The following is a 19,299-nucleotide window of genomic DNA, read 5'->3' on the forward strand; positions in this document are numbered from 1 at the left end:
CTAGAAGAAGCCGAGCTTCTTGGGGCTGTAGGAACACAGGAGGTTCTTCGTCTGCTGGTAGTGCTCCAGCATCATCTTGTGGTTCTCCCGGCCGATCCCGGACTGCTTGTAGCCGCCGAAGGCGGCATGCGCCGGGTAGGCGTGGTAGCAGTTCGTCCAGACGCGGCCCGCCTGGATCGCGCGGCCCGCGCGGTACGCGGTGTTCATGTCGCGGGTCCACACGCCGGCACCCAGCCCGTACAGGGTGTCGTTGGCGGTCCTGACGGCGTCGTCGAAGTCGTCGAAGGACGTGACCGACACCACCGGGCCGAAGATCTCCTCCTGGAAGATCCGCATCCGGTTGTGGCCCTCGAAGATCGTCGGCTGGACGTAGTAGCCGCCCTTCAACTCGCCGTCGTACTCGATCCGTTCGCCGCCCGTGAGGACCTTGGCACCCTCTTGGCGGCCGATGTCCAGGTAGGAGAGGATCTTCTCCAGCTGGTCGTTGGACGCCTGAGCGCCGATCATCGTGTCGGTGTCCAGGGGGTGGCCCGGCCTGATCAGCTCGGTGCGCGCGACGGCGGCCTCGAGGAAGTCGGCGTAGTTGCCGCGCTGGATCAGGGCCCGGGACGGGCAGGTGCACACCTCGCCCTGGTTGAGCGCGAACATCGTGAAGCCCTCGAGTGCCTTGTCACGGAAGTCGTCGTCCCGCGCCCAGACGTCGTCGAAGAAGATGTTCGGCGACTTGCCCCCCAGCTCCAGGGTGACCGGCTTGATGTTCTCCGACGCGTACTGCATGATCAGCCGCCCGGTGGTGGTCTCCCCGGTGAACGCCACCTTCGCCACGCGCGGGCTGGACGCGAGCGGCTTGCCCGCCTCCACGCCGAAGCCGTTGACGACGTTGAGGACGCCGGGCGGCAGCAGGTCGGAGACCAGGCTCAGCCAGTAGTGGATGGAGGCCGGGGTCTGTTCGGCGGGCTTCAGGACCACCGCGTTGCCGGCCGCGAGAGCGGGCGCGAGCTTCCAGACCGCCATCAGGATCGGGAAGTTCCACGGGATGATCTGCGCGACGACCCCCAGCGGCTCGTGGAAGTGGTACGCGACCGTGTCGTCGTCGATCTCGCCGATCGAGCCCTCCTGGGCGCGGACCGCGCCCGCGAAGTAGCGGAAGTGGTCGATGGCGAGCGGGATGTCGGCCGCCAGCGTCTCGCGCACCGGCTTTCCGTTCTCCCAGCTCTCCGCGACCGCCAGGCTCTCCAGGTTCACCTCCATGCGATCGGCGATCCGCAGCAGGATGTCGGAGCGTTCGGTCACCGATGTGCGGCCCCAGCCGGGCGCGGCCTCGTGCGCGGCGTCGAGTGCGCGCTCCACGTCCTCCGCCGTACCGCGCGCGACCTCCGTGAAGGGCCGGCCGTCCACCGGCGAGGGGTTCTCGAAGTACTGCCCCCGCGCCGGCGCGACGTACGCGCCGCCGATGAAATGGTCGTAGCGCGACTGGTAGGAGACGATCGCGCCCTCGGTGCCGGGCGCCGCGTAACGGGTCATCCTGTGCCTCCCTCGTCCAGCGCTGCCCGCCGTTGGACAGCTCCGCCCGTGAGGCTAGGAGGCGGGACGTTGCGGGGACGTTGCGCGGCGGCGACTCCCTCCGAGGGCGGCGGCCCGCCGCGCCCGGTGAGCGTTTCACCACGCCCCGGGCGCCGCGAGCTCCGACTCCAGCGCGGCCAGCCGGGCTAGGGCCGCGGCCGTCGGCCGGGCCGCGACCAGCGCCCGCCAGACGTCCAGATCGTCCTCGCCCCAGGGCGCGTGCGCCCAGTCGGCCAACAGGTCGGGATCGCGGCAGGCGATCAGCGCGGCGCGCAGACCGTCGGCGAGCCGGCGCCTGAGCCGGGTCACCGCCGGGGCCTGGGAACCGGGCAGGAGCGGCCCGGCGTACGCCGTCGCGGCCGCCGTCACCGCACCGGCCCGCAGGCGCCGTTCGACCACGGCGGCGTCGGAGTCGACGGGCATCGTGAGCCGGTACGGCCGTGAAGCCAGCCGACCCGGCCCCAGGAGCGCACGCAGCCGCGCCAGTTCGGCGCGCAAGGTCACCGGCGGCACCGCCTCGTCCCGGTAGAGCGCGCACAGCAACTCGTCGCCGGTCAGGCCGTCCGGGTGGTGGGCCAGCAGCAGCACCATCTCACTGTGCCGCCGGCTCAGCCGGACGGTGCGGCCTCCCGCGCTCAGCAGCGCCTCGTCCCGGCCCAGCGCGGTCAGCTGAGCCGTCCGGTCCTCCGGTGGCTCCGGGGCCAGCAGCGCCAGCTGCGACTCCGCGGCACGGGCGACCGCCTGGACGAAGCCCAGGCTGTGCGGGTGCGCCAAGCCGTCCCCGCCGGTGATGTCCACCGCGCCGAGCACCCGCCCGGTGCGGGGATCGTGCACCGGAGCCGCGGCGCACGTCCACGGCTGGACCCGCCGGACGAAGTGCTCGGCCGCGAAGACCTGGACCGGACGGCCGACCGCCACCGCCGTGCCCGGTGCGTTCGTGCCGACCGCGGACTCCGCCCACCGGGCGCCGGGCACGAAGTTCATCCGCCCCGCCAGGCGTCGCGTGGCCGGATGACCTTCGACCCACAGCAGCCTGCCGTGCGCGTCGCACACGGCGAGCAGATGCTCGCCGTCGGAGGCGAACGCGCCCAGCAGCTCGCGGATGAGCGGCATCACCCGCGCCAGCGGATGTTCGGCCCGGTAGGCGCCCAGATCGCCGTCCGTGAGCTCCACGTGCGCGCTGCTGTCCGGGCCGACGCCCGCCCGGACCGAGCGCCGCCACGACTCCGCCACGACCGGGCGCACGGGACGCGGCACGGTCCCCGCCTCGGTGAAGGTCGCGTGCGCCCGCCGCAGCGCCCGCGCGCGTTCGACGGGGTCGGCCCCCGGCTCCAGAGCCAGCCACGAATCGGTCAACTCGGCCTCCCCGGGGAGTGATGCGGTGGGGACATCGTCACTCCGTGGGCAGGCGCGGACAACCTTTTCGACCAGCGCCATCACACCCGGATGGGGACACCGGACGCGGAACAGGTGGCGACGAGGCGGCGAACAGCGCCCGAGTCAGGCGAAGTTGACCAGTCTGATGTAACGGGTCCAGTCCCACAGGGGCCCCGGGTCCGTGTGATCGCTGCCCGGTACCTCGTGGTGGGCGATGATGTGGCTGCGGTCCTTGGGAATGCCGTACCTGGTGCAGATCGCCGCGGTGAGCCGGGCGGACTCCTCGTACAGGGCGTTGGTGAAGTACTCGGGCCGGTCCACCCACCCCTCGTGCTCGATGCCGATGCTGCGGGTGTTGTAGTCCCAGTTCCCCGCGTGCCAGGCGACGTCCGCCTCACGGACGCACTGGGCCACGTGCCCGTCGGCGGACCGGACGACGTAGTGCGCGGAGACCTGTTTCTCCGGGTTGCGGAAGATGGAGAGGGTGTCGGCGTACGTCTCCTGCGTGACGTGGACGACCACGTAGTCGACGGGATAGGTGGTGGGCCGGCTCGACGGGGTGTGGTTGGAGGTGCTCGCCGGCTGCCACTCGGCGGCAGGGTAGTCGACGGCGGTGGGTCGGGCGGCGGCCCGGGTGCCGGAGAGCAGGGCGAACGGGACGGTGGCGAGCGCGGCTCCCTTCAGGAGCCTCCGCCTGGTCGGAACAGGTGTGGTCCTTTCCCTTTCCATGGGGCTGCCCTTTCGTGGGGTGGGGGCGAGCGCGGCCCCCGTGTGAGATCTGTCGGTGCGAATCACCGTACGGGCGGCGGAGGTTGCGCAGGAGAGCGCCGCGCCGTTCCGTGGACGGACGCCTCCTTGTGGACATCTCGCTCACTCGATCGAGTGAAGAGGGCGTGGCGGGGGACGGCTGAGCGGGGCGGCGCGGGACGGGGCGGGGAGGGCGAGCGGCCTGTGTCGGGTCGGCGCAGGCGCAGGCGCAGGCGCAGGAGCAGGCGCAGGCGCAGGAGCAGGCGCAGGAGCAGGCGCAGGAGCAGGGGGCCGGGGCCGGCGAGGGAGCCCCGTTCTCGGATAGGGCTCAGGCCCGCTCCGCCACCACCGCCGGGTCGTCCAGGACCGCCCGTACCACCGAGTGCGCGGCGCCGAGCAGCGGGCCCTGGGGGCCCAGCTCCGACACGGAGACCGGACAGGCCGGTCCGGCCGTGCGGCGGGCGAGTTCGTCGCGCAGGGAGGGCAGCAGCCAGGGGGCGAGTCCGGCCAGTGCCCCGCCCAGCACCACGCTCTCGGGGTCCAGCAGGTTCACCGCGCCGGTCAGCGCGATGCCGAGTGCCCTGCCCGCGTCGCTCAGGGCTCGCCGCACGGCCTCGTCGCCCTCCGTCGCGCGCCCTGCGAGCAGTCCCACGCGGTCCTCGCCCGGCTCCACCCCGGCCGCGCGCAGTACCGCCTTCTCGCCGGCGTACTGCTCCAGGCACCCCCGCCCGCCGCAGGCGCACTCCGGTCCGTCGGGCCGGACCGGGACGTGGCCCAGCTCCCCTGCGAACCCACGGGTACCGCGCAGCAGCCGCCCGTCGACGACCACCGCGGCACCGATGCCGATCTCGGCCGACACGTGCAGGAAGTCCCGCGGGGTGCCGCCCCCGAGCCAGAGCTCGGCGAGCGCGCCGAAGTTGGCCTCGTTGTCCACGGTCAGCGGCAGGTCGGCGGGGAGCAGAACGCCCAGGTCGGCGTCGTGCCAGTCCAGGTTCGGAGCGCGTACGACGGTCCGCGCGTCCCGGGCCACGAGACCCGGCACGGCCACCGCGAGACCGGCGGGCCACAGCCCCTCCGACTCGGCCTCCGACACGACCTGCCGCACCAGACCGTTGAGTTGCTCGGCCACCGGCTCCAGCGAACGGCCCCGGTTGCTGCCGTACCGCACGGCCCGGGACCGCACCCGGCCGCGCAGGTCGACCGCGCAGACCGCGAGGTGGTCGACGCCGACTTCGGCACCGATGCCCGCCGGGCCCTGTGCGCTGACGGCGAGCGCCGACCCGGGCCGCCCCACCCGGCCGGGCCGCTCGGGGCCCAGCTCCTCCAGGAGGCCCGAGCGGATGAGCTCGTCCACCAGCGTCGACACGGCGGCCCGCGTGAGCCCGATGCGTGAGGCGACGGCGGCTCGGGACAGCGGGCCCTCGGCACTGACGGTGTGCATCACCCGGGCGAGGTTGCGGCGACGCATGCCCTGCTGGGTGTCCGGCAGCGGGCGCCCGGCGCGTGCCGGACGGTCTTCGTGCGGGGGTGCGGTCATGCCTCCGTCAGTCCTTGGTCGGTCCCGGTCGGTTCCTGTCAGTATCGGTCGAGGGCGGTCGGGTCCGCTGAGCCTTGGTCGGGTCCAGTGGATTTCGGTCGGTCCGGTGGGTCTGGCCGGGCTCGGCAGAAGCGGCCGGTCCTCGGCCGGTCCGGTCATCGTCACACGCCCGCGCCCGCGGACCGACGGCAGTCTGTGTGATCCCCGCCATCGTCCGATGTGTCCGTCGGCGAACGTCCCGTCGGCGAACGTCCCGTCGGCGAACCTCCCGTCGCCTGCCGCCTGCCGCCTGCCGCCTGCCGCCTGCCGCCTGCCGCCTGCCGCCTGCCGCCTGCCGCCTGCCGCCTGCCGCCTGTCGCCTGTCGCCTGTCGCCTGCCGCCTGCCGCCCGTCGGCCGTGGGGCGGCTCCGCCGGTGGCCGTCCGCGGGCACGGCCTGCGCCGGCGGGCTCGGGGCGCGCGCCGCATGCCGGGAAACGGCTGGGGGCTCGTCGGCGGCGCCCACGTGCAGCGCGCCGTCAGCGGGTTTCCGCGGTCCGCTCCAGCAGGGGTGCGGCGTCGGAAAGCACCCCGGAGATCCTCGCCAGCGCCGCCTCGTCCCGCTCCACGGCGTCCAGCACCGGCCCCGCGGCCGTGTTCCAGCGCCGGGCGACCGCTGCGGCGTCCTCGCCGGTCAGCAGGCCGGCCGCCTGTGCGGCGGCGCCGAGTGCGACCAGTTCCTTCGCCTCGGGGATCTGCACGGGCCGGCCCGACAGCCGTCGTACGGTCCGCTGCCACGCACTCCCGCGGGCGCCGCCGCCGATCAACAGCAGGGGGGCCGAGGTGTCCGCGTCGGAGTCCAGGACGAGGTCGAGCGCCCCGAGCAGCGAGTGCACCGCACCGTCGTAGGCGGCCTGGAGCAGTTGGCCGGCGGTCGTGTCGTGGCGCAGGCCGTGCAGGAGGCCGGAGGCGTGCGGCAGGTTCGGTGTGCGTTCGCCGTCGAGGTAGGGCAGGAGGGTGACCTCGGTGCCCGGTTCGACGGCTTCCCGGTCCAGGTTCAGCAGGGCAGCGACGCGGTCGACGGCGAGCGTGCAGTTGAGGGTGCAGGCCAGTGGCAGCCAGTCTCCGCGTGCGTCGGCGAAGCCCGCCACGGTGCCGGTCGGGTCGGCGGGCCTGTGCCGCGACACGGCGTACACGGTGCCGGACGTGCCGAGACTCATCACCGGGACGCCGGGGCGGAGCCCGAGGCCCAGAGCGGCGGCCGCGTTGTCGCCGGTGCCCGCGGCGACCAGGGTGCCCCTGGAGAACGGCAGGTCGTGACCGTCGCGCACGGTGCCGGCCACCTCGCCGGGCCGCACCGTACGGGGCAGCAACGCCGGATCGAGCCCCACGCGCGCGAGGATGTCCTCGTCGTACGCCTCCGTACCGGAGGCCCACCAACCGGTTCCGGACGCGTCGCCGCGGTCGGTGGTCCCCTCACCGGTGAGGCGCTCGGTGAGGTAGTCGTGGGGGAGTCGAACGGCCTTGACCGCGCGGGCCGCATCCGGCTCGTGCTCGGCCAGCCAGGCCCACTTGGTGACCGTGAACGAGGCGCTCGGCACGCTGCCCGTGCGCTCCGCCCACGTCCCGGGGCCGCCCAGCTCGTCGATCAGCCGACGGGCCTGCGGGGCCGAACGCACGTCGTTCCACAGCAGGGCCGGGCGCACCGGATCCCCCTGGGCGTCCAGGGTGACCAGTCCGTGCTGCTGTCCGCCGACCGACACCGCGGCCGCTTCGCGAGCGGCGTCGCCGCACTGGTGCAGCGCTTCGCGCAAGGCATCCCACCACTGACGCGGATCGCTCTCGCGGCCCGCCCCGGAGGACACGGTGTGGGGCGCCTGGCCACTGGCGACGACCCGGCCGGTGGCGGCGTCGACGACCAGTGCCTTCGTGGACTGGGTGGACGTGTCCACACCCACGACGAGCGGACCCTCGGCTGCTGACATCGGGTTTCTCCCTCTTCCGCGGCTCCGCGGGGTCCGACCGGACTGCTCGTACCCGTCGGGGGACACCTTGTCCCTTCCCAGGAGCGTGTGTGCATACTAATTTGTAAAGCGCCATGACGAAATAGTCGGCAGCGAGTGATCGGCAGCGAGTGAGGAGCCGCGGAATGAACTACCAGCCCACTCCCGAGGACAGGTTCACGTTCGGTTTGTGGACGGTCGGCTGGCAGGGCCGGGACCCCTTCGGTGACGCCACCCGGCGGGCACTGGACCCGGCGGAGTCGGTGCGTCGCCTGGCCGAGCTGGGCGCGTACGGGGTCACGTTCCACGACGACGACCTGATCCCGTTCGGGTCGAGCGACACCGAGCGCGAGGAGCACGTCAAGCGGTTCCGGCAGGCGTTGGACGCGACGGGCCTGAAGGTCCCGATGGCGACGACGAACCTGTTCACGCACCCGGTCTTCAAGGACGGCGCGTTCACCGCGAACGACCGCGACGTGCGCCGGTACGCGCTGCGCAAGACGATCCGCAACATCGACCTCGCGGTGGAGCTGGGGGCGAGCGTGTACGTCGCCTGGGGCGGCCGGGAGGGCGCGGAATCCGGTGCGGCCAAGGACGTGCGGGACGCGCTGGACCGCATGAAGGAGGCCTTCGACCTGCTGGGCGAGTACGTCACCGAGCAGGGCTACGACCTGAGGTTCGCTATCGAGCCCAAGCCGAACGAGCCCCGCGGCGACATCCTGCTGCCGACGGTGGGCCACGCGCTGGCGTTCATCGAGCGGCTGGAGCGGCCGGAGCTCTACGGGGTGAACCCGGAGGTCGGCCACGAGCAGATGGCGGGGCTCAACTTCCCGCACGGCATCGCGCAGGCACTGTGGGCGGGCAAGCTGTTCCACATCGACCTCAACGGCCAGTCCGGCATCAAGTACGACCAGGACCTCCGGTTCGGCGCGGGTGACCTGAGGGCCGCGTTCTGGCTGGTCGACCTGCTGGAGCGGGCCGGGTACGAGGGGCCGCGGCACTTCGACTTCAAGCCGCCGCGCACCGAGGACCTCGACGGCGTGTGGGCGTCGGCGGCCGGCTGCATGCGCAACTACCTCATCCTCAAGGACCGGGCGGCCGCGTTCCGCGCCGACCCGCAGGTGCAGGAGGCGCTCGCCGCGGCACGGCTGGACGAGCTGGCCCGTCCGACCGCCGAGGACGGCCTCGCGGCGCTGCTGGCCGACCCGACCGCCTACGACACCTTCGACGTGGACGAGGCCGCCGCCCGCGGCATGGCCTTCGAGCACCTCGACCAGCTCGCCATGGACCACCTCCTCGGCGCCCGCTGAGCGGTCCGCTGACCGACGGCTCCGGCCCCCCCCGTCGCACGGGTGGGGCCGGAGCCCGTTCGACCGCCCGCCCCCCGGCGTGATGTCGGGGGGACGGGCGTCACGCTCCCTCGTCCGCCGCGAGCGCCGCCGCGGCCAGGGCCGTCGCGGGGTCCCGGACCGGACCGCCCGCCGGGAGCCAGTGGCCCCGCTCCCTGCGGTACGGCCACCAGCGGCCGTCGCGGTCCAGCCGGAGCTGATGCGGCGCGCCCACGACGGTCCAACGGTTGGCCCGTGCCCGCAGCGACGGCCGCTCGTCCTCGTCCCAGGCGGACCCGAGCGCGGCACGCGCGCGTGCGTAGGCGTCGCCCCGCGGTGTCCACTCCTCCTCGAGCACGGACAGGGCGGCCGTTCCCCCGAGCCGCCACGCGCGCACGGCGACGGCCAGTTCCTCCCCGTCACGTCCCGAGCCCTCGGCGAGGCGTCGCGTCACTTCCGGTCCGGGGTCGCCGGCCGCCAGCCGTACCGCGTCCTGCGCTGCGGTCGCCTCCGCGGACCCGGTCTGCCCGTCACCCGGGACCCCCGAACGCAGGGCCTCGGCGAGCAGCCGGTGCGCCTCCGCCGCGGCCTGCGCGGCCACGTAGGCCAGCGCGGCGGGGTCGATGCCGGCGGGTGGCACCGCCTCGGTCTCCAGGGAGGGCGGTACGCCCGGCTCCTTGCCCAGAGCGGGCAGCGCGGGCAGCGGAGGCAGCACGTGCCCCGCCGCGTAGGCCTCGGCGGGGTCCACCCCCGTCGGACGCGAGGCGCGTCCCTCCGCGGACGTCCCGCCGTGCGTCTGAAGGGCGTCGAGTACGGCGCTCTCCGCGCGGCCCCGCATCAGCAGCAGCACGAAGGGATCCTGGTCCAGGAGCCGGGCCACCTGGTAGCAGAGCGCGGCGGTGTGCCCGCAGTGGTCCCAGGCGTCGCAGTCGCACTCCGGTTCCAGGTCGCCCAGGCCCGGCAGCAGGTCGATCCCCGCGGTCGCGGCGTCCTCCACGAGGTGCGGCGGCATGTCGTGGTCCAGCAGGGCGGCCACGTGCCCGGACCGCTCGATCGCCATGTCGACGAAGCGGTCCCACTGGGCGTCGGACAGCGTCTCGAGCAGGACGTCGGCACGGTGCGCGGTGCCGTCCCGGTCCTGGACGACGGCGGTGATACGGCCCGGCCGTACCGACACCGCCCCGACGGCTCCCGCGCGTGCGAGCCGGCGGCCCGTCTTCACCTGGGCCGTGTCCAGCGCGGCGTCCTCCAGGGCCTTCAGCCAGGAGCGGCCCCACCAGGTCTGCGCGAAGCCCCGGCCCGGTGCGGGCGGCAGTGCGGCGAACGTCCGCTGCGTGTCGTCGTCGTACCGTGTCATCGCGTACCCCCTCGCAGCTCGACCAGGTCGGCGAGTTCCGTGTCCGTCAGCTCCGTGAACGCCGCCTCGCCGGCTCCCAGTACGGCGTCGGCCAGTTTCCGCTTGCGGTTCAGCAGGGCGGCGATGCGGTCCTCGACCGTCCCCTCGGCGACCAGCCGGTGCACCTGCACGGGGCGGGTCTGGCCGATGCGGTAGGCGCGGTCGGTGGCCTGCGCCTCGACGGCCGGGTTCCACCAGCGGTCGAAGTGCACGACGTGCTCCGCGCGCGTGAGGTTCAGTCCGGTGCCCGCCGCCTTCAGCGACAGCAGGAACACCGGGACCTCCCCGTCCTGGAAGCGCCGCACGAGCGACTCCCGCGCCGTGACGGACGTCCCCCCGTGGAGGAACAGCGACGACACGCCGCGGGCGGCCAGGTGTCGTTCGAGGAGGCGCGCCATCTGCACGTACTGCGTGAAGACCAGCACACTCGACCCCTCGGCGAGGATCGTGCCGAGCAACTCGTCCAGCAGTTCCAGCTTCCCCGAACGTCCGGCGATCCGGGGACGGTCCTCCTTGAGGAACTGCGCCGGGTGGTTGCAGATCTGCTTGAGGCTCGTCAGCAGTTTCACGATCATGCCGCGTCGCGCCATGCTGTCGGCCCCGGAGATCTCCTCGAGCGCCTCGCGCACCACCGCCTCGTACAGGCCCGTCTGCTCCGCGGTCAGCGACACCGGGTGGTCGGTCTCCGTCTTGGGCGGCAGTTCCGGAGCGATGCCGGGATCCGACTTGCGTCGGCGCAGGAGGAACGGCCGGACGAGGCGCGCCAGCCGCTCAGCGGCCGCCGGGTCCTGCCCCCCTTCGACGGCTTGCGCGTAGTGCTCGCGGAACCTGCCGAGCCGCCCCAGCAGACCCGGGGTGGCCCAGTCGAGGATCGCCCACAGTTCCGAGAGGTTGTTCTCCACCGGGGTGCCGGTGAGTGCCACGCGTGCGCGCGCGCCGAGGGAACGCAGCTGCCGCGCGGTCTCCGAGTACGGGTTCTTCACGTGCTGTGCCTCGTCCGCCACGACCAGGCCCCACGGGACGGCGGCCAGCCGTCCGGCGTCCAGGCGCATGGTGCCGTAGGTGGTGAGCACGAACGCGCCGTCCGCCAGGCCCTCCAGGTCACGTCGTGCGCCGTGGAAGCGGCGCACGGGGGTGCCGGGCGCGAACCGCTCGATCTCCCGCTGCCAGTTGCCCATGAGGGAGGTCGGGCAGACCACGAGCGTGGGCCCGGCTGCGGTCGGATCGGTCTGCCGGTGCAGGTGCAGCGCGATCACGGTGATGGTCTTGCCGAGACCCATGTCGTCGGCGAGACAGCACCCCAACCCCAGTGACGTCATGCGGACCAGCCAGCCGAGTCCCCGTAGCTGGTAGTCGCGCAGCGTGGCGTCGAGCGCCGCGGGCTGTCCCACGGCCTCCCGCGCCTCGGGATCGGCGAGGCGTTCCCGCAGCTCGGCCAGCCACCCCGTGGGGCGCACCTCGACGCGCTCGCCGTCGACCTCCGTCGAGCCCGTCAGGGCGGCGGCGAGCGCGTCGACGGGCGTGACCTTGTGCTCCCGGCGGCTCCGGGCGCGCAGCGCCTCCTCCGGGGCGACGAGCACCCACTGGTCACGCAGGCGCACCAGGGGGCGGTCGGCCTCAGCGAGGAGTTCCAGTTCCGCACGGGTGAGCCGCTGGTCGCCCAGGGCGAACGACCAGTCGAAGGCGAGCAGCGCGTCGGCGGACAGGAACGACGGACCGGCGTCGGACGAGGCCGTGCGCCCCGCCGACTCCTCCTCGGGCGGTCCGACCTCCGCGTGAGCCGTCAGGTCACGGGCCAGCTCCCTCGGCCAGTGAACGTCGACTCCCGCGCCGGCCAGCGCCCGGGAAGCCGCCCCGAGAAGCTCGGTGACCTCCTCGTCGGCCAGTTCGACCGCGTCCGGCACGGCCGCCGACAGCAACGGCGTGAGGGCGGGCCAGGCCCGGGCGGCCCGGCGGAGGGCGAGCAGGGCGTCCAGCCGCGCGCGGGTGCCGAACGCGGCGACCGCGGATCCGGCCCACACCTCGGCGGTGTCCGCGACGAGCGCCGGATCGCTCACGCTGTGCACCTGGACCACCGCCCGGAACGCCGGCCGAGCCTCCGAGGGCGCCGCGTCCGACAGCCCCCGGACCTCGACGCGCAGGGACAGGCGTACGCCCGCGTCGTGACCCGCGGCGACGTCGGCGGCCCATTCGCGCAGTTCGGGCATCCGCCGGGGCTCCCGCGAGGCGTAGGCGGGACCGGCCGTCACCATCGGGGCGGCGGGGGAGCGGGGCAGGGTGTCGGCGACGGCGTCCAGGAAGGCGCGCACCAGCCCTTCCGGGTCGGGGAGCCGCAGCGGTTCGACGCCGTCGATCGGGACCGCGTGTGCCTCGGGCGGCATAGCGGCCGCCAGATGGCGCACGCGCTCGGCGTCGTCGGCGCCCAACGGGCCCGCGCGCCAGGCCTCGTGGTCGGCCGCGGACAGGCCGGGCAGCAGCAGCCCGCGCGCCACGAGGTGGAGGGCCTCGACCGCGACCGCGCCCCAGAACTCCGTCGCCCGATGGCCCTCCGCGCGGACCCGCGCGCGCGTGAGGACCGGCAGTGCCGACCCCACCGGAAGCAGCGTCGCCGACACGCTCACCGGACGCACACCGTCACCCTCGGGCAGCACGACCGTCAGGCGCTCCGCGGGCAGCCCCGTGGCGACGCCCGGAGGGTCCTCGGCGTCGGGGTGCCAGAAGGCGACCGCCCCGGCGCGGGCGGGATCGCCGGGCAGGAAGACGGCACGGCAGTGAGCGAGGTCGGAGAGGTCGGAGAGGGCGGAGGGTGCGGCCGGGAGGACGGTCCGTGCGGCGATGATGTATTCCTCAAATTTGACTAGCCAAGGTCGCGAGCGCAGAGCTTACCTGCTTTCCGTTGCCGTGAGGTGCGCCCCGGGTGTGGCTTGCGACACTGTTCGAGGAGGAGAGTGGCAGTACCGGACGACGCCTCGGACGAAGCGCCGGGAGGAAACGCCGCCGTGCGCCGTCTCAGGGTCGCGTAGGGGTCGAGCCTCAGGGAGGTCTCAGGGGCGCCGCACGGAACTGCCGGGAGCGCGGGCCCGTTTTCAGGACAGAGAGCGGCAGTGGCCGCGAAGGAGGCGAGACCATGTCGAAGAACGCCAAGGTTGCCGCGGGAGGTGTGGCGGCCGGGCTCATCCTGCTGATCTGGCTCCCGTGGTGGGCCGCCCTGCTGATCGTTCTGGGAGTCCCGGCCGCCGCATACCTCACCCTGGACCCCTCGCAGCGGCGCAGACTGCGCCGTACGACCCGCAGGGAGATAGGCCGATGAGGCGCTAACGCCCCGTCGCGGCCGGCTCCCGCAGCGAGCAGGAGTTGACCACGTCGCCGTCCGCGGGCCTGCCGACCGTGCGGTCCGCGGGCGGCTGGGTGCCCCGCTCCACCCACGCGGTCAGCGCGTCGAACGCCGACCGGTAGCAGGGCAGGATGGGTCGCAGCCTGTCGGGATGGGTGTCGTACAGCCCGTCGACGTGGGTGCCGCCCCCGATCGTGTAGTAACGGTGCAGCCTCCCCCGGCCGTTCGCGTCGATCATGCGCGCGTACACGTCGGAGTCGGCGGCCTTGGGCAGCAGCGCGTCGAGATCGCCGTGCAGGGTGATCAGCGGCTTCGCGACGCGTCCGGTCAGGGCGACCCGGGCCACCGCGCGGTGGACGGAGGCGGGGCGCGCCGCGTAGTCGTAGACGGCGTCGGAGGGGCACGGCGCCAGGATCTCCTCCAGCGCGGTCCCGGCGGTCGGTCCTGGACAGCGGGGGTCGTAGCCCGGGTCGAACTCGGCGCGGTAGATCTTCTGGGTCAGCCCCCAGTAGGCCTTCTCGTGGTAGGGCCACAGGAACTCGGATCCGCGCGCGAAGCCCGCCGTGTACAGGTCCTCCTCCCGTGCCCCGCCGAGCATCCGGGCCACCGTCACCGGCAGGGACGTGAGCAGGTTGGGGCCGTCCGCGGTCCACAGCGCCCCCTCCCAGTCCACACCGCCGTCGTACAGCTCCGGGTGGTTCTCCAGTTGCCAGCGGGTGAGGTAGCCGCCGTTGGAGATCCCGGTGATGTACGTGTGACGCGGTGCGTGTCCGTAGCGCTGGGCGACCACGCGCCGTGCGGCGCGGGTGAGTTGCGTGGTGCGGGTGTTCCACTCGGCGACCGCGTCTCCGGGCCGTGCGCCGTCCCGGTAGAAGTCCGCGCCGCTGTTGCCCTTGTCGGTCGCGGCGTACGCGTACCCCTGGGCGAGGACGCGGTCGGAGATCGCCTTGTCCGTGGCGTACTGCTTGCGCGTGCCCGGCGCCCCCGTGACGACGAGGCCGCCGTTCCAGCGGTCCGGCAGCCGGATCACGAACTGCGCGTCGTGCCGCCAGCCGTGCGTGGCGTTGAAGCGGGAGGAGTCCGGGAAGTAGCCGTCCACCTGGACGCCGGGAACACCGGACGGCACCTCGGTGCCACCGGCCGTCAGCCCGGCCTGGTCGGCCATGTCGGTGTACGGGGTGCCCGCGAGCCCGGTGGTGGTCAGATCGTCCAGGCAGGCGCTGCGCTGCACGGCCGCGCCCGGCACCCGCACACGGTCCTGGCGGGAGCAGTGCCCCCCTCCGCCGTCGGCCTGCGCGGCCGCGGGGGCCGGCCCGGTGAGCGCGACCGCGGTGAGGGCGGCGGCGAGGAAGGGGACACCACGGGGCAGACGCATCAGGGCCTCCAGGCGCTGTGGGGCGGAGCTCAGGGCTGCCCCATCGTGCGGGCCCACCGCGACCGTATCCATGTGCTCGAACCACATGAGGGAACGGCCAGGTATGGGGGGGAAGGCGGCCCGGGGCGGTCCCGCACCGTTGCCGGGCCCTCCGCCACCCGATCAGCTCGGCCGTACCGCCATTCTGTCGAGGGCTTCCAGGAGCCCGGGCAGCGACGGCCCCCGGCCGACCGGCAGAACCTCCCCGGGTTCCTCGTCGAGCAGGATGAAGGCGATGTCGTCGGTGCGGGCGACGAGCGACCAGCCGGGACCGTCGGCCCGCAGTGTCCGGGCGTCCCCCGACGCGAACGACGAACGGACCCGTCCCAGTGGCGGGGGCGTGTCGAGGTAGGCGCGCGCTTCCGCGAGCACGCGCCGGACACCGCTGTGCCCGGGAGACCCGGCATCGACCGGGCCCACGGCGCCGGCCTGATCCGTCGTGGCGCCCCGGTCCGTGGTGCCGGTGCCGGTGCCGTCCGCGGGGGCGGCCCGGTCCGTGCCGCCGGCCGGCGCCCCCTCGTCGGCGCCGGCGGCCCGGTCCCCGTCGGCGGCGGCGTCATCGTCATCGTTCGGGACGCGCCCGTCCGCGGCGGGCCCGCCGTCCGGCACGGGGAAGTCCGCGTCGTCGATCTGCTCCCGCCACCGGGCCCACTGCTGGGCGATCTCGTCGGCCCCCAGCCGTCGCTGCGCCGGCCCCCACACGGACGTGTCCGGCGGCGTCAACGCGGGCTGGTCGACGGACTCGGGACCGGGATCGTGCGGCGCGGGCACGCCCGGGGCCGCCACGGCCACCGCCAGGGGCCAGCCGGGCAGCGCGGTGACGACCGTACGCTCGTCCGGCGACAGCTCGTACTCCATCCCGCAGTCCCAGGACGCCACGGCCACGGCGACCAGCGACGCGTCGTCGATGACCACCGTCCACCGCGCACCGTCGCCGTCCTGGCCGAGCACCAGGCCGTAGCCGTCGGCCAGCGGCGGGAGACCGAGCGCCGCGCACGCCTCCACGTAGTCGTCGCCCAGCACACTCGGGAACTTCGCCGGCGTCAGCAACACCGCCGTGAGCACGTAGAGCGCATCTTCCGCGGCGGCGACGGTGTCCTCGTCCGTCCCGGCCATCCCAGCCTCCCCATCGGTTGGTCCAATGGCGCGCACCCTAGTGCGACCGGGAAGCCCTTGTCACGACTCCCAGACGCACCCTAGCTGCAGCTTTCCGGCTGGTCGGGGCGAATCGACCACCGGCCCCCGCAGGGCCGGGTCAGGACGCGGGCAGCCCCAGAAGGTCCCGGGCCACCTCCCGCGGCGACTCGCCGCGCTCCCGCGCGAGCGCGATCACGGCCCGGCAGGCCAGCTCGTTCACCCCGAACGACAGGGCCTCCGGCGACACCCAGCCCGCCGCCTCGTCGATGCCCTCCTGGTCGTTCTCCGCGGCCGCCGAGACGTAGGCGGCGGCGGCATCGAAGAGATTGCGCGAACGCGGCCCCCCTCCGCCGCTGCCCCCGGTGCGCCGGACGGTGCGGGACCTGCCCCAGTTCTCGCGGATCCTGCCGAACAAGCGGACCACCTCCCCTGCCGGATACCACGGTCGGCGACCGTGCATCTCCCGCTCCCCAAAGTAGAGTTGAAGCTCCTACGGCAGAAGGGGACGGGGACTGTGAAGCGCTACGAGCGGTTGCGGCAGATCCGGCGGATGGACCCTAACGAGGACGCGTCGGAGATCTATCGGCTGGCCTCGGCCTACGAGTTCCCGTGGGACTTCGCCCGCGCCCTGGAGCTGGCGCTGTACCGCACCTACGCCGTGCCGAGCATCGGCCGACTGCTGGCGCGGACCGAGGAGTTCACGGACCGGGCGCAGAAGCGCTACGACGACACGGCGCTGCTGCTCGACGCCGTCGTCGAGCACGGCTTCGGCAGTGAGCAGGGCCGCACGGCCATCCGGCGCATCAACCAGATGCACCGCGCCTACGACATCACCAACGACGACATGCGCTACGTCCTGTGCACGTTCGTGGTGATCCCCAAGCGGTGGATCGACGCCTACGGCTGGCGCAGACTGTCGCGCCACGAGACCGTCGCCTCCGCCGTCCACCACCGCACGCTGGGACGGCACATGGGCATCAAGGAGGTGCCCGCCTCGTACGAGGAGTTCGAAGCCTGCCTCGACGCCTACGAGGAGGCCCACTTCGCGTGGGACGAGGAGGCACGCCGGGTCGCCGACGGCACCCTCGACCTCATGGCCTCCTGGTACCCCGGCGCCCTCGCACCGCTCCTGCGTACCGGCACCCTCGCCCTGCTCGACGAGCCCCTCCTGAGCGCGTTCCGGTACACGCCGCCGAGCGCCACCAGCCGTGCGATCGTGCGCCGCGCGGTGCGCCTGCGCGGGCGTGCGGTCCGCCTGATGCCACCGAGGCGCGCCCCGCACCACGCCCGGCAGAACAGGGAGATCAAGGGCTACCCGGACGGCTACCGGCTGGCGGAGCTGGGCACCCACCCGACCCCCGGCGTCCGGGGCTGCCCGGTCCGTCGGATCGGGGCGTCAGCCGCCGAGTGAGCCGAGGGTCTCGCGCAGCCAGCCCAGTTCGGCCCGGGACGTGGCTCGGGCGATGGTGAGGACGCCCCGCCGGAAGGGGTCGTCCAGCTCCTCGGCGCGCAGCGGCCGGTCACCGTCGTAGAAGAAGCTCGCCGGTTCCTCCAGGAAGGCCAGTCGGCGGCGCAGTACGGCGGCCTGCGCGTCGGCGTCGTCCAGGTGCCGGAGGAAGGCGAGGACCGTGAACCAGCGGTTCTCGTCGGTGATGTCACGCTTCGTCGGCTCGGCGAGCCGACGGCGCAGCTCCTGCCGTCCCTCCTCGGTGAGGGTCAGCACATGGCGCGGGGCCGCCACGGAGCCCGGCTGCGTCGCGCGCGCGAGGAGGCCCGCCGCTTCCAGGCGCTTGATCGCGGGGTAGAGCGTGCTCTCGGCGACGGGCCGGACGTGCCCGGTGAGCGCGCTGATGCGTTTGCGCAGCTCGTAGCCGTGCAGGGGGGCGTCGTAGAGGAATCCGAGGATGGAAAGTTCCAGCATGCCCGCATTCTCGCGCACGACCGCTGTACATCGAGCGTGTGATACTCCGCTTACCCAATACATCGGTCCCGATGTATTCTCCTGGAGGGGCGGCGAGGGCCGCGGCCCACCGAGGGAGGACGGAATGCGAGAGGCCCGCTTCGACAGCGAGGGAAGCCGCATCCGCTGGACGGAGACGCCGGGGGAGGAACCCGCGCGGGTGTACGTGCACGGTCTCGGCGCGATGTCGTCCGTGTACCACGCGCACATCGCGGCGCGTCGCGAACTCGCGGGACGGCGCAGCCTCTTCGTGGACCTGCCCGGTCACGGCATCAGCGACCGGCCCGCGGGCTTCGGCTACACCCTCGAGGACCACGCCGACGCCTTGGCCGCCGCGCTGGACGAGGCCGGCCTGTCCGGGGCCGAGCTGATCGCGCACAGCATGGGTGGCGCCGTCGCCGTCGTCCTCGCCCACCGGCGGCCCGAGCTGGTCTCCCGCCTGGTCCTCACGGAGGCCAACCTCGACGCCTGCCCGCCACCGTCCGCCGGCAGCAGCGGCATAGCCGCCCATGAGGAGGACGACTTCGTCGACGGCGGCCACGCGCGCGTGTTGGAGCACGTCGGACCGGTGTGGGCGGCGACGATGCGGCTGGCCGACCCCCGGGCCCTGCACCGCTCCGCCGTGGGGCTGCGCCGGGGGTCGCGGCCCGTGATGCGCGCCCTCCTCGAAGGGCTGCCGGTCGACCGGGTGTACCTCCAGGGCGAACTCAGCGGTGAAGTGGCGGGCCGGCAGGCGCTGGAAGACGCGGGCGTGCGCGTGATCACCGTGCCGGGGGCCGGGCACAACGTCATGTTCGACCGGCCCGACGTCTTCGCGGCCGCGGTCGCGGGCCGGGGCTGAGCGGTCAGTCCTCGCGCACGGCCAGCGCCAGGAAGCGGTCGTCCTCGTCGACGTAGGACGTCATGCACCACCCGGAACCGGCCAGCAGGGGGCGGAGACGGGGTTCGGCCCGCAGGTCGTCCGGTGTGAGCCGCCGCCCCTGCCGTGCGGCGAGCGCCGCCCTGCCGATCGGGTGGAACAGGGCCAGCACCCCGCCGGGTCGCACGACGCGTGCCAACTCCCGCAGACCGCGCGCGGGATCGGGCAGGTGCGCGACGAGACCCGCCGCGAACACGGCGTCGAGCGAACGCGACCGCAGCGGCAGCGCGGCGACGTCGGTCAGCAGCAGCCGCCCGTCACGATCCCGGCCGGCCCGTACGGCGGCCTGGAGCATCGCAGGTGTCAGGTCGGCCCCGACCACGAGGCCCGACGGCCCCACGACCGCCCGAAGCGGCGTCAGGGCGCGGCCGGTACCGCACCCCGCGTCGAGCACGCGGTCCCCCTCCCGCAGACCCAGCTGTGCGGCCGCCGCCTCGTAGGCGGGCCCGTCGTCGGGGAACCGGCTGTCCCAGTCGGCGGCGCGGGCGCCGAAGAAGTCCTGCACGTGTGTGTGGTCGTCGCTCATGGTCCGCATGATCCCCCAAGCGCAGGGAGGACGCCGCAGTGCGCACGTTCGAGCATGACGCGATCGTTCCAGCGCTTCTCT

At 73.8% G+C, this 19,299-nt stretch carries 16 protein-coding genes; 4 read left to right on the top strand and 12 right to left on the bottom strand.

The window, feature by feature from the left end:
* The 5 genes from exaC to xylB form a co-directional block, all read right to left on the bottom strand.
* Positions 1 to 1,524, bottom strand: a complete 1,524-nt coding sequence (gene exaC, locus AC07FV_RS12910; RefSeq protein WP_479086878.1) for an acetaldehyde dehydrogenase ExaC — start codon at positions 1,522 to 1,524, stop codon at positions 1 to 3.
* Between the two features lie 135 nt (positions 1,525 to 1,659).
* The gene (locus tag AC07FV_RS12915) at positions 1,660 to 2,919 is read right to left on the bottom strand and encodes a GAF domain-containing protein (RefSeq protein WP_479086879.1); all 1,260 of its coding nucleotides are present in this window, start codon (positions 2,917 to 2,919) and stop codon (positions 1,660 to 1,662) included.
* Between the two features lie 144 nt (positions 2,920 to 3,063).
* The gene (locus AC07FV_RS12920; protein WP_479086881.1) at positions 3,064 to 3,669 is read right to left on the bottom strand and encodes an N-acetylmuramoyl-L-alanine amidase; all 606 of its coding nucleotides are present in this window, start codon (positions 3,667 to 3,669) and stop codon (positions 3,064 to 3,066) included.
* Positions 3,670 to 4,015: 346 nt separating this feature from the next.
* On the bottom strand, positions 4,016 to 5,224 hold the full coding sequence (locus AC07FV_RS12925) for an ROK family protein (RefSeq protein ID WP_383637039.1): 1,209 nt from the start codon (positions 5,222 to 5,224) through the stop codon (positions 4,016 to 4,018).
* Positions 5,225 to 5,740: 516 nt separating this feature from the next.
* Positions 5,741 to 7,186 (bottom strand): xylulokinase, encoded by a 1,446-nt coding sequence (gene xylB, locus AC07FV_RS12930; RefSeq protein WP_479086883.1) that lies wholly within the window; start codon positions 7,184 to 7,186, stop codon positions 5,741 to 5,743.
* Between the two features lie 164 nt (positions 7,187 to 7,350).
* Here xylB and xylA point away from each other — a divergent pair, with 164 nt between their 5' ends.
* Positions 7,351 to 8,514, top strand: a complete 1,164-nt coding sequence (gene xylA, locus AC07FV_RS12935; RefSeq protein ID WP_383637032.1) for a xylose isomerase — start codon at positions 7,351 to 7,353, stop codon at positions 8,512 to 8,514.
* Between the two features lie 100 nt (positions 8,515 to 8,614).
* On the opposite strand, the gene AC07FV_RS12940 is transcribed toward xylA, so the two are convergent.
* Together AC07FV_RS12940 and AC07FV_RS12945 are read right to left on the bottom strand one after the other, a co-directional pair.
* On the bottom strand, positions 8,615 to 9,889 hold the full coding sequence (locus AC07FV_RS12940; protein ID WP_479086884.1) for an SWIM zinc finger family protein: 1,275 nt from the start codon (positions 9,887 to 9,889) through the stop codon (positions 8,615 to 8,617).
* The gene (locus AC07FV_RS12945) at positions 9,886 to 12,765 is read right to left on the bottom strand and encodes a DEAD/DEAH box helicase (protein WP_479087360.1); all 2,880 of its coding nucleotides are present in this window, start codon (positions 12,763 to 12,765) and stop codon (positions 9,886 to 9,888) included. Before AC07FV_RS12945 ends, AC07FV_RS12940 begins: the two co-directional genes overlap by 4 nt.
* A gap of 290 nt (positions 12,766 to 13,055) precedes the next feature.
* Between AC07FV_RS12945 and AC07FV_RS12950 the strand changes: the two genes are divergently transcribed.
* Positions 13,056 to 13,238, top strand: a complete 183-nt coding sequence (locus tag AC07FV_RS12950; RefSeq protein ID WP_356606553.1) for a hypothetical protein — start codon at positions 13,056 to 13,058, stop codon at positions 13,236 to 13,238.
* A gap of 4 nt (positions 13,239 to 13,242) precedes the next feature.
* Here the strand turns inward: AC07FV_RS12950 and AC07FV_RS12955 are convergent, their stop codons facing one another.
* From AC07FV_RS12955 to AC07FV_RS12965, 3 genes are all read right to left on the bottom strand, one after another.
* Positions 13,243 to 14,637 (bottom strand): tannase/feruloyl esterase family alpha/beta hydrolase, encoded by a 1,395-nt coding sequence (locus AC07FV_RS12955; RefSeq protein ID WP_479086886.1) that lies wholly within the window; start codon positions 14,635 to 14,637, stop codon positions 13,243 to 13,245.
* Between the two features lie 162 nt (positions 14,638 to 14,799).
* Entirely contained in the window at positions 14,800 to 15,792 is a 993-nt protein-coding gene (locus tag AC07FV_RS12960; protein ID WP_479086888.1) for a hypothetical protein, read from the bottom strand.
* Between the two features lie 139 nt (positions 15,793 to 15,931).
* Complete coding sequence (locus AC07FV_RS12965) at positions 15,932 to 16,228, bottom strand: hypothetical protein (RefSeq protein WP_479086889.1); 297 nt, start codon at positions 16,226 to 16,228, stop codon at positions 15,932 to 15,934.
* 99 nt (positions 16,229 to 16,327) lie between these two features.
* Between AC07FV_RS12965 and AC07FV_RS12970 the strand changes: the two genes are divergently transcribed.
* Positions 16,328 to 17,224, top strand: coding sequence for an oxygenase MpaB family protein (locus tag AC07FV_RS12970; protein WP_479086890.1), 897 nt, complete (start codon positions 16,328 to 16,330; stop codon positions 17,222 to 17,224).
* On the opposite strand, the gene AC07FV_RS12975 is transcribed toward AC07FV_RS12970, so the two are convergent.
* Positions 17,210 to 17,734 (bottom strand): PadR family transcriptional regulator, encoded by a 525-nt coding sequence (locus AC07FV_RS12975; protein WP_479086891.1) that lies wholly within the window; start codon positions 17,732 to 17,734, stop codon positions 17,210 to 17,212. The genes AC07FV_RS12970 and AC07FV_RS12975 overlap by 15 nt on opposite strands.
* A 124-nt stretch (positions 17,735 to 17,858) precedes the next feature.
* On the opposite strand from AC07FV_RS12975, the gene AC07FV_RS12980 reads away from it, so the two are divergent.
* On the top strand, positions 17,859 to 18,614 hold the full coding sequence (locus AC07FV_RS12980; protein ID WP_479086893.1) for an alpha/beta fold hydrolase: 756 nt from the start codon (positions 17,859 to 17,861) through the stop codon (positions 18,612 to 18,614).
* Between the two features lie 4 nt (positions 18,615 to 18,618).
* Here the strand turns inward: AC07FV_RS12980 and AC07FV_RS12985 are convergent, their stop codons facing one another.
* Positions 18,619 to 19,218 (bottom strand): class I SAM-dependent methyltransferase, encoded by a 600-nt coding sequence (locus AC07FV_RS12985; RefSeq protein ID WP_479086894.1) that lies wholly within the window; start codon positions 19,216 to 19,218, stop codon positions 18,619 to 18,621.
* Positions 19,219 to 19,299 lie beyond the last annotated feature (81 nt).

Source organism: Streptomyces sp. NPDC045956 (genome assembly GCF_056430705.1).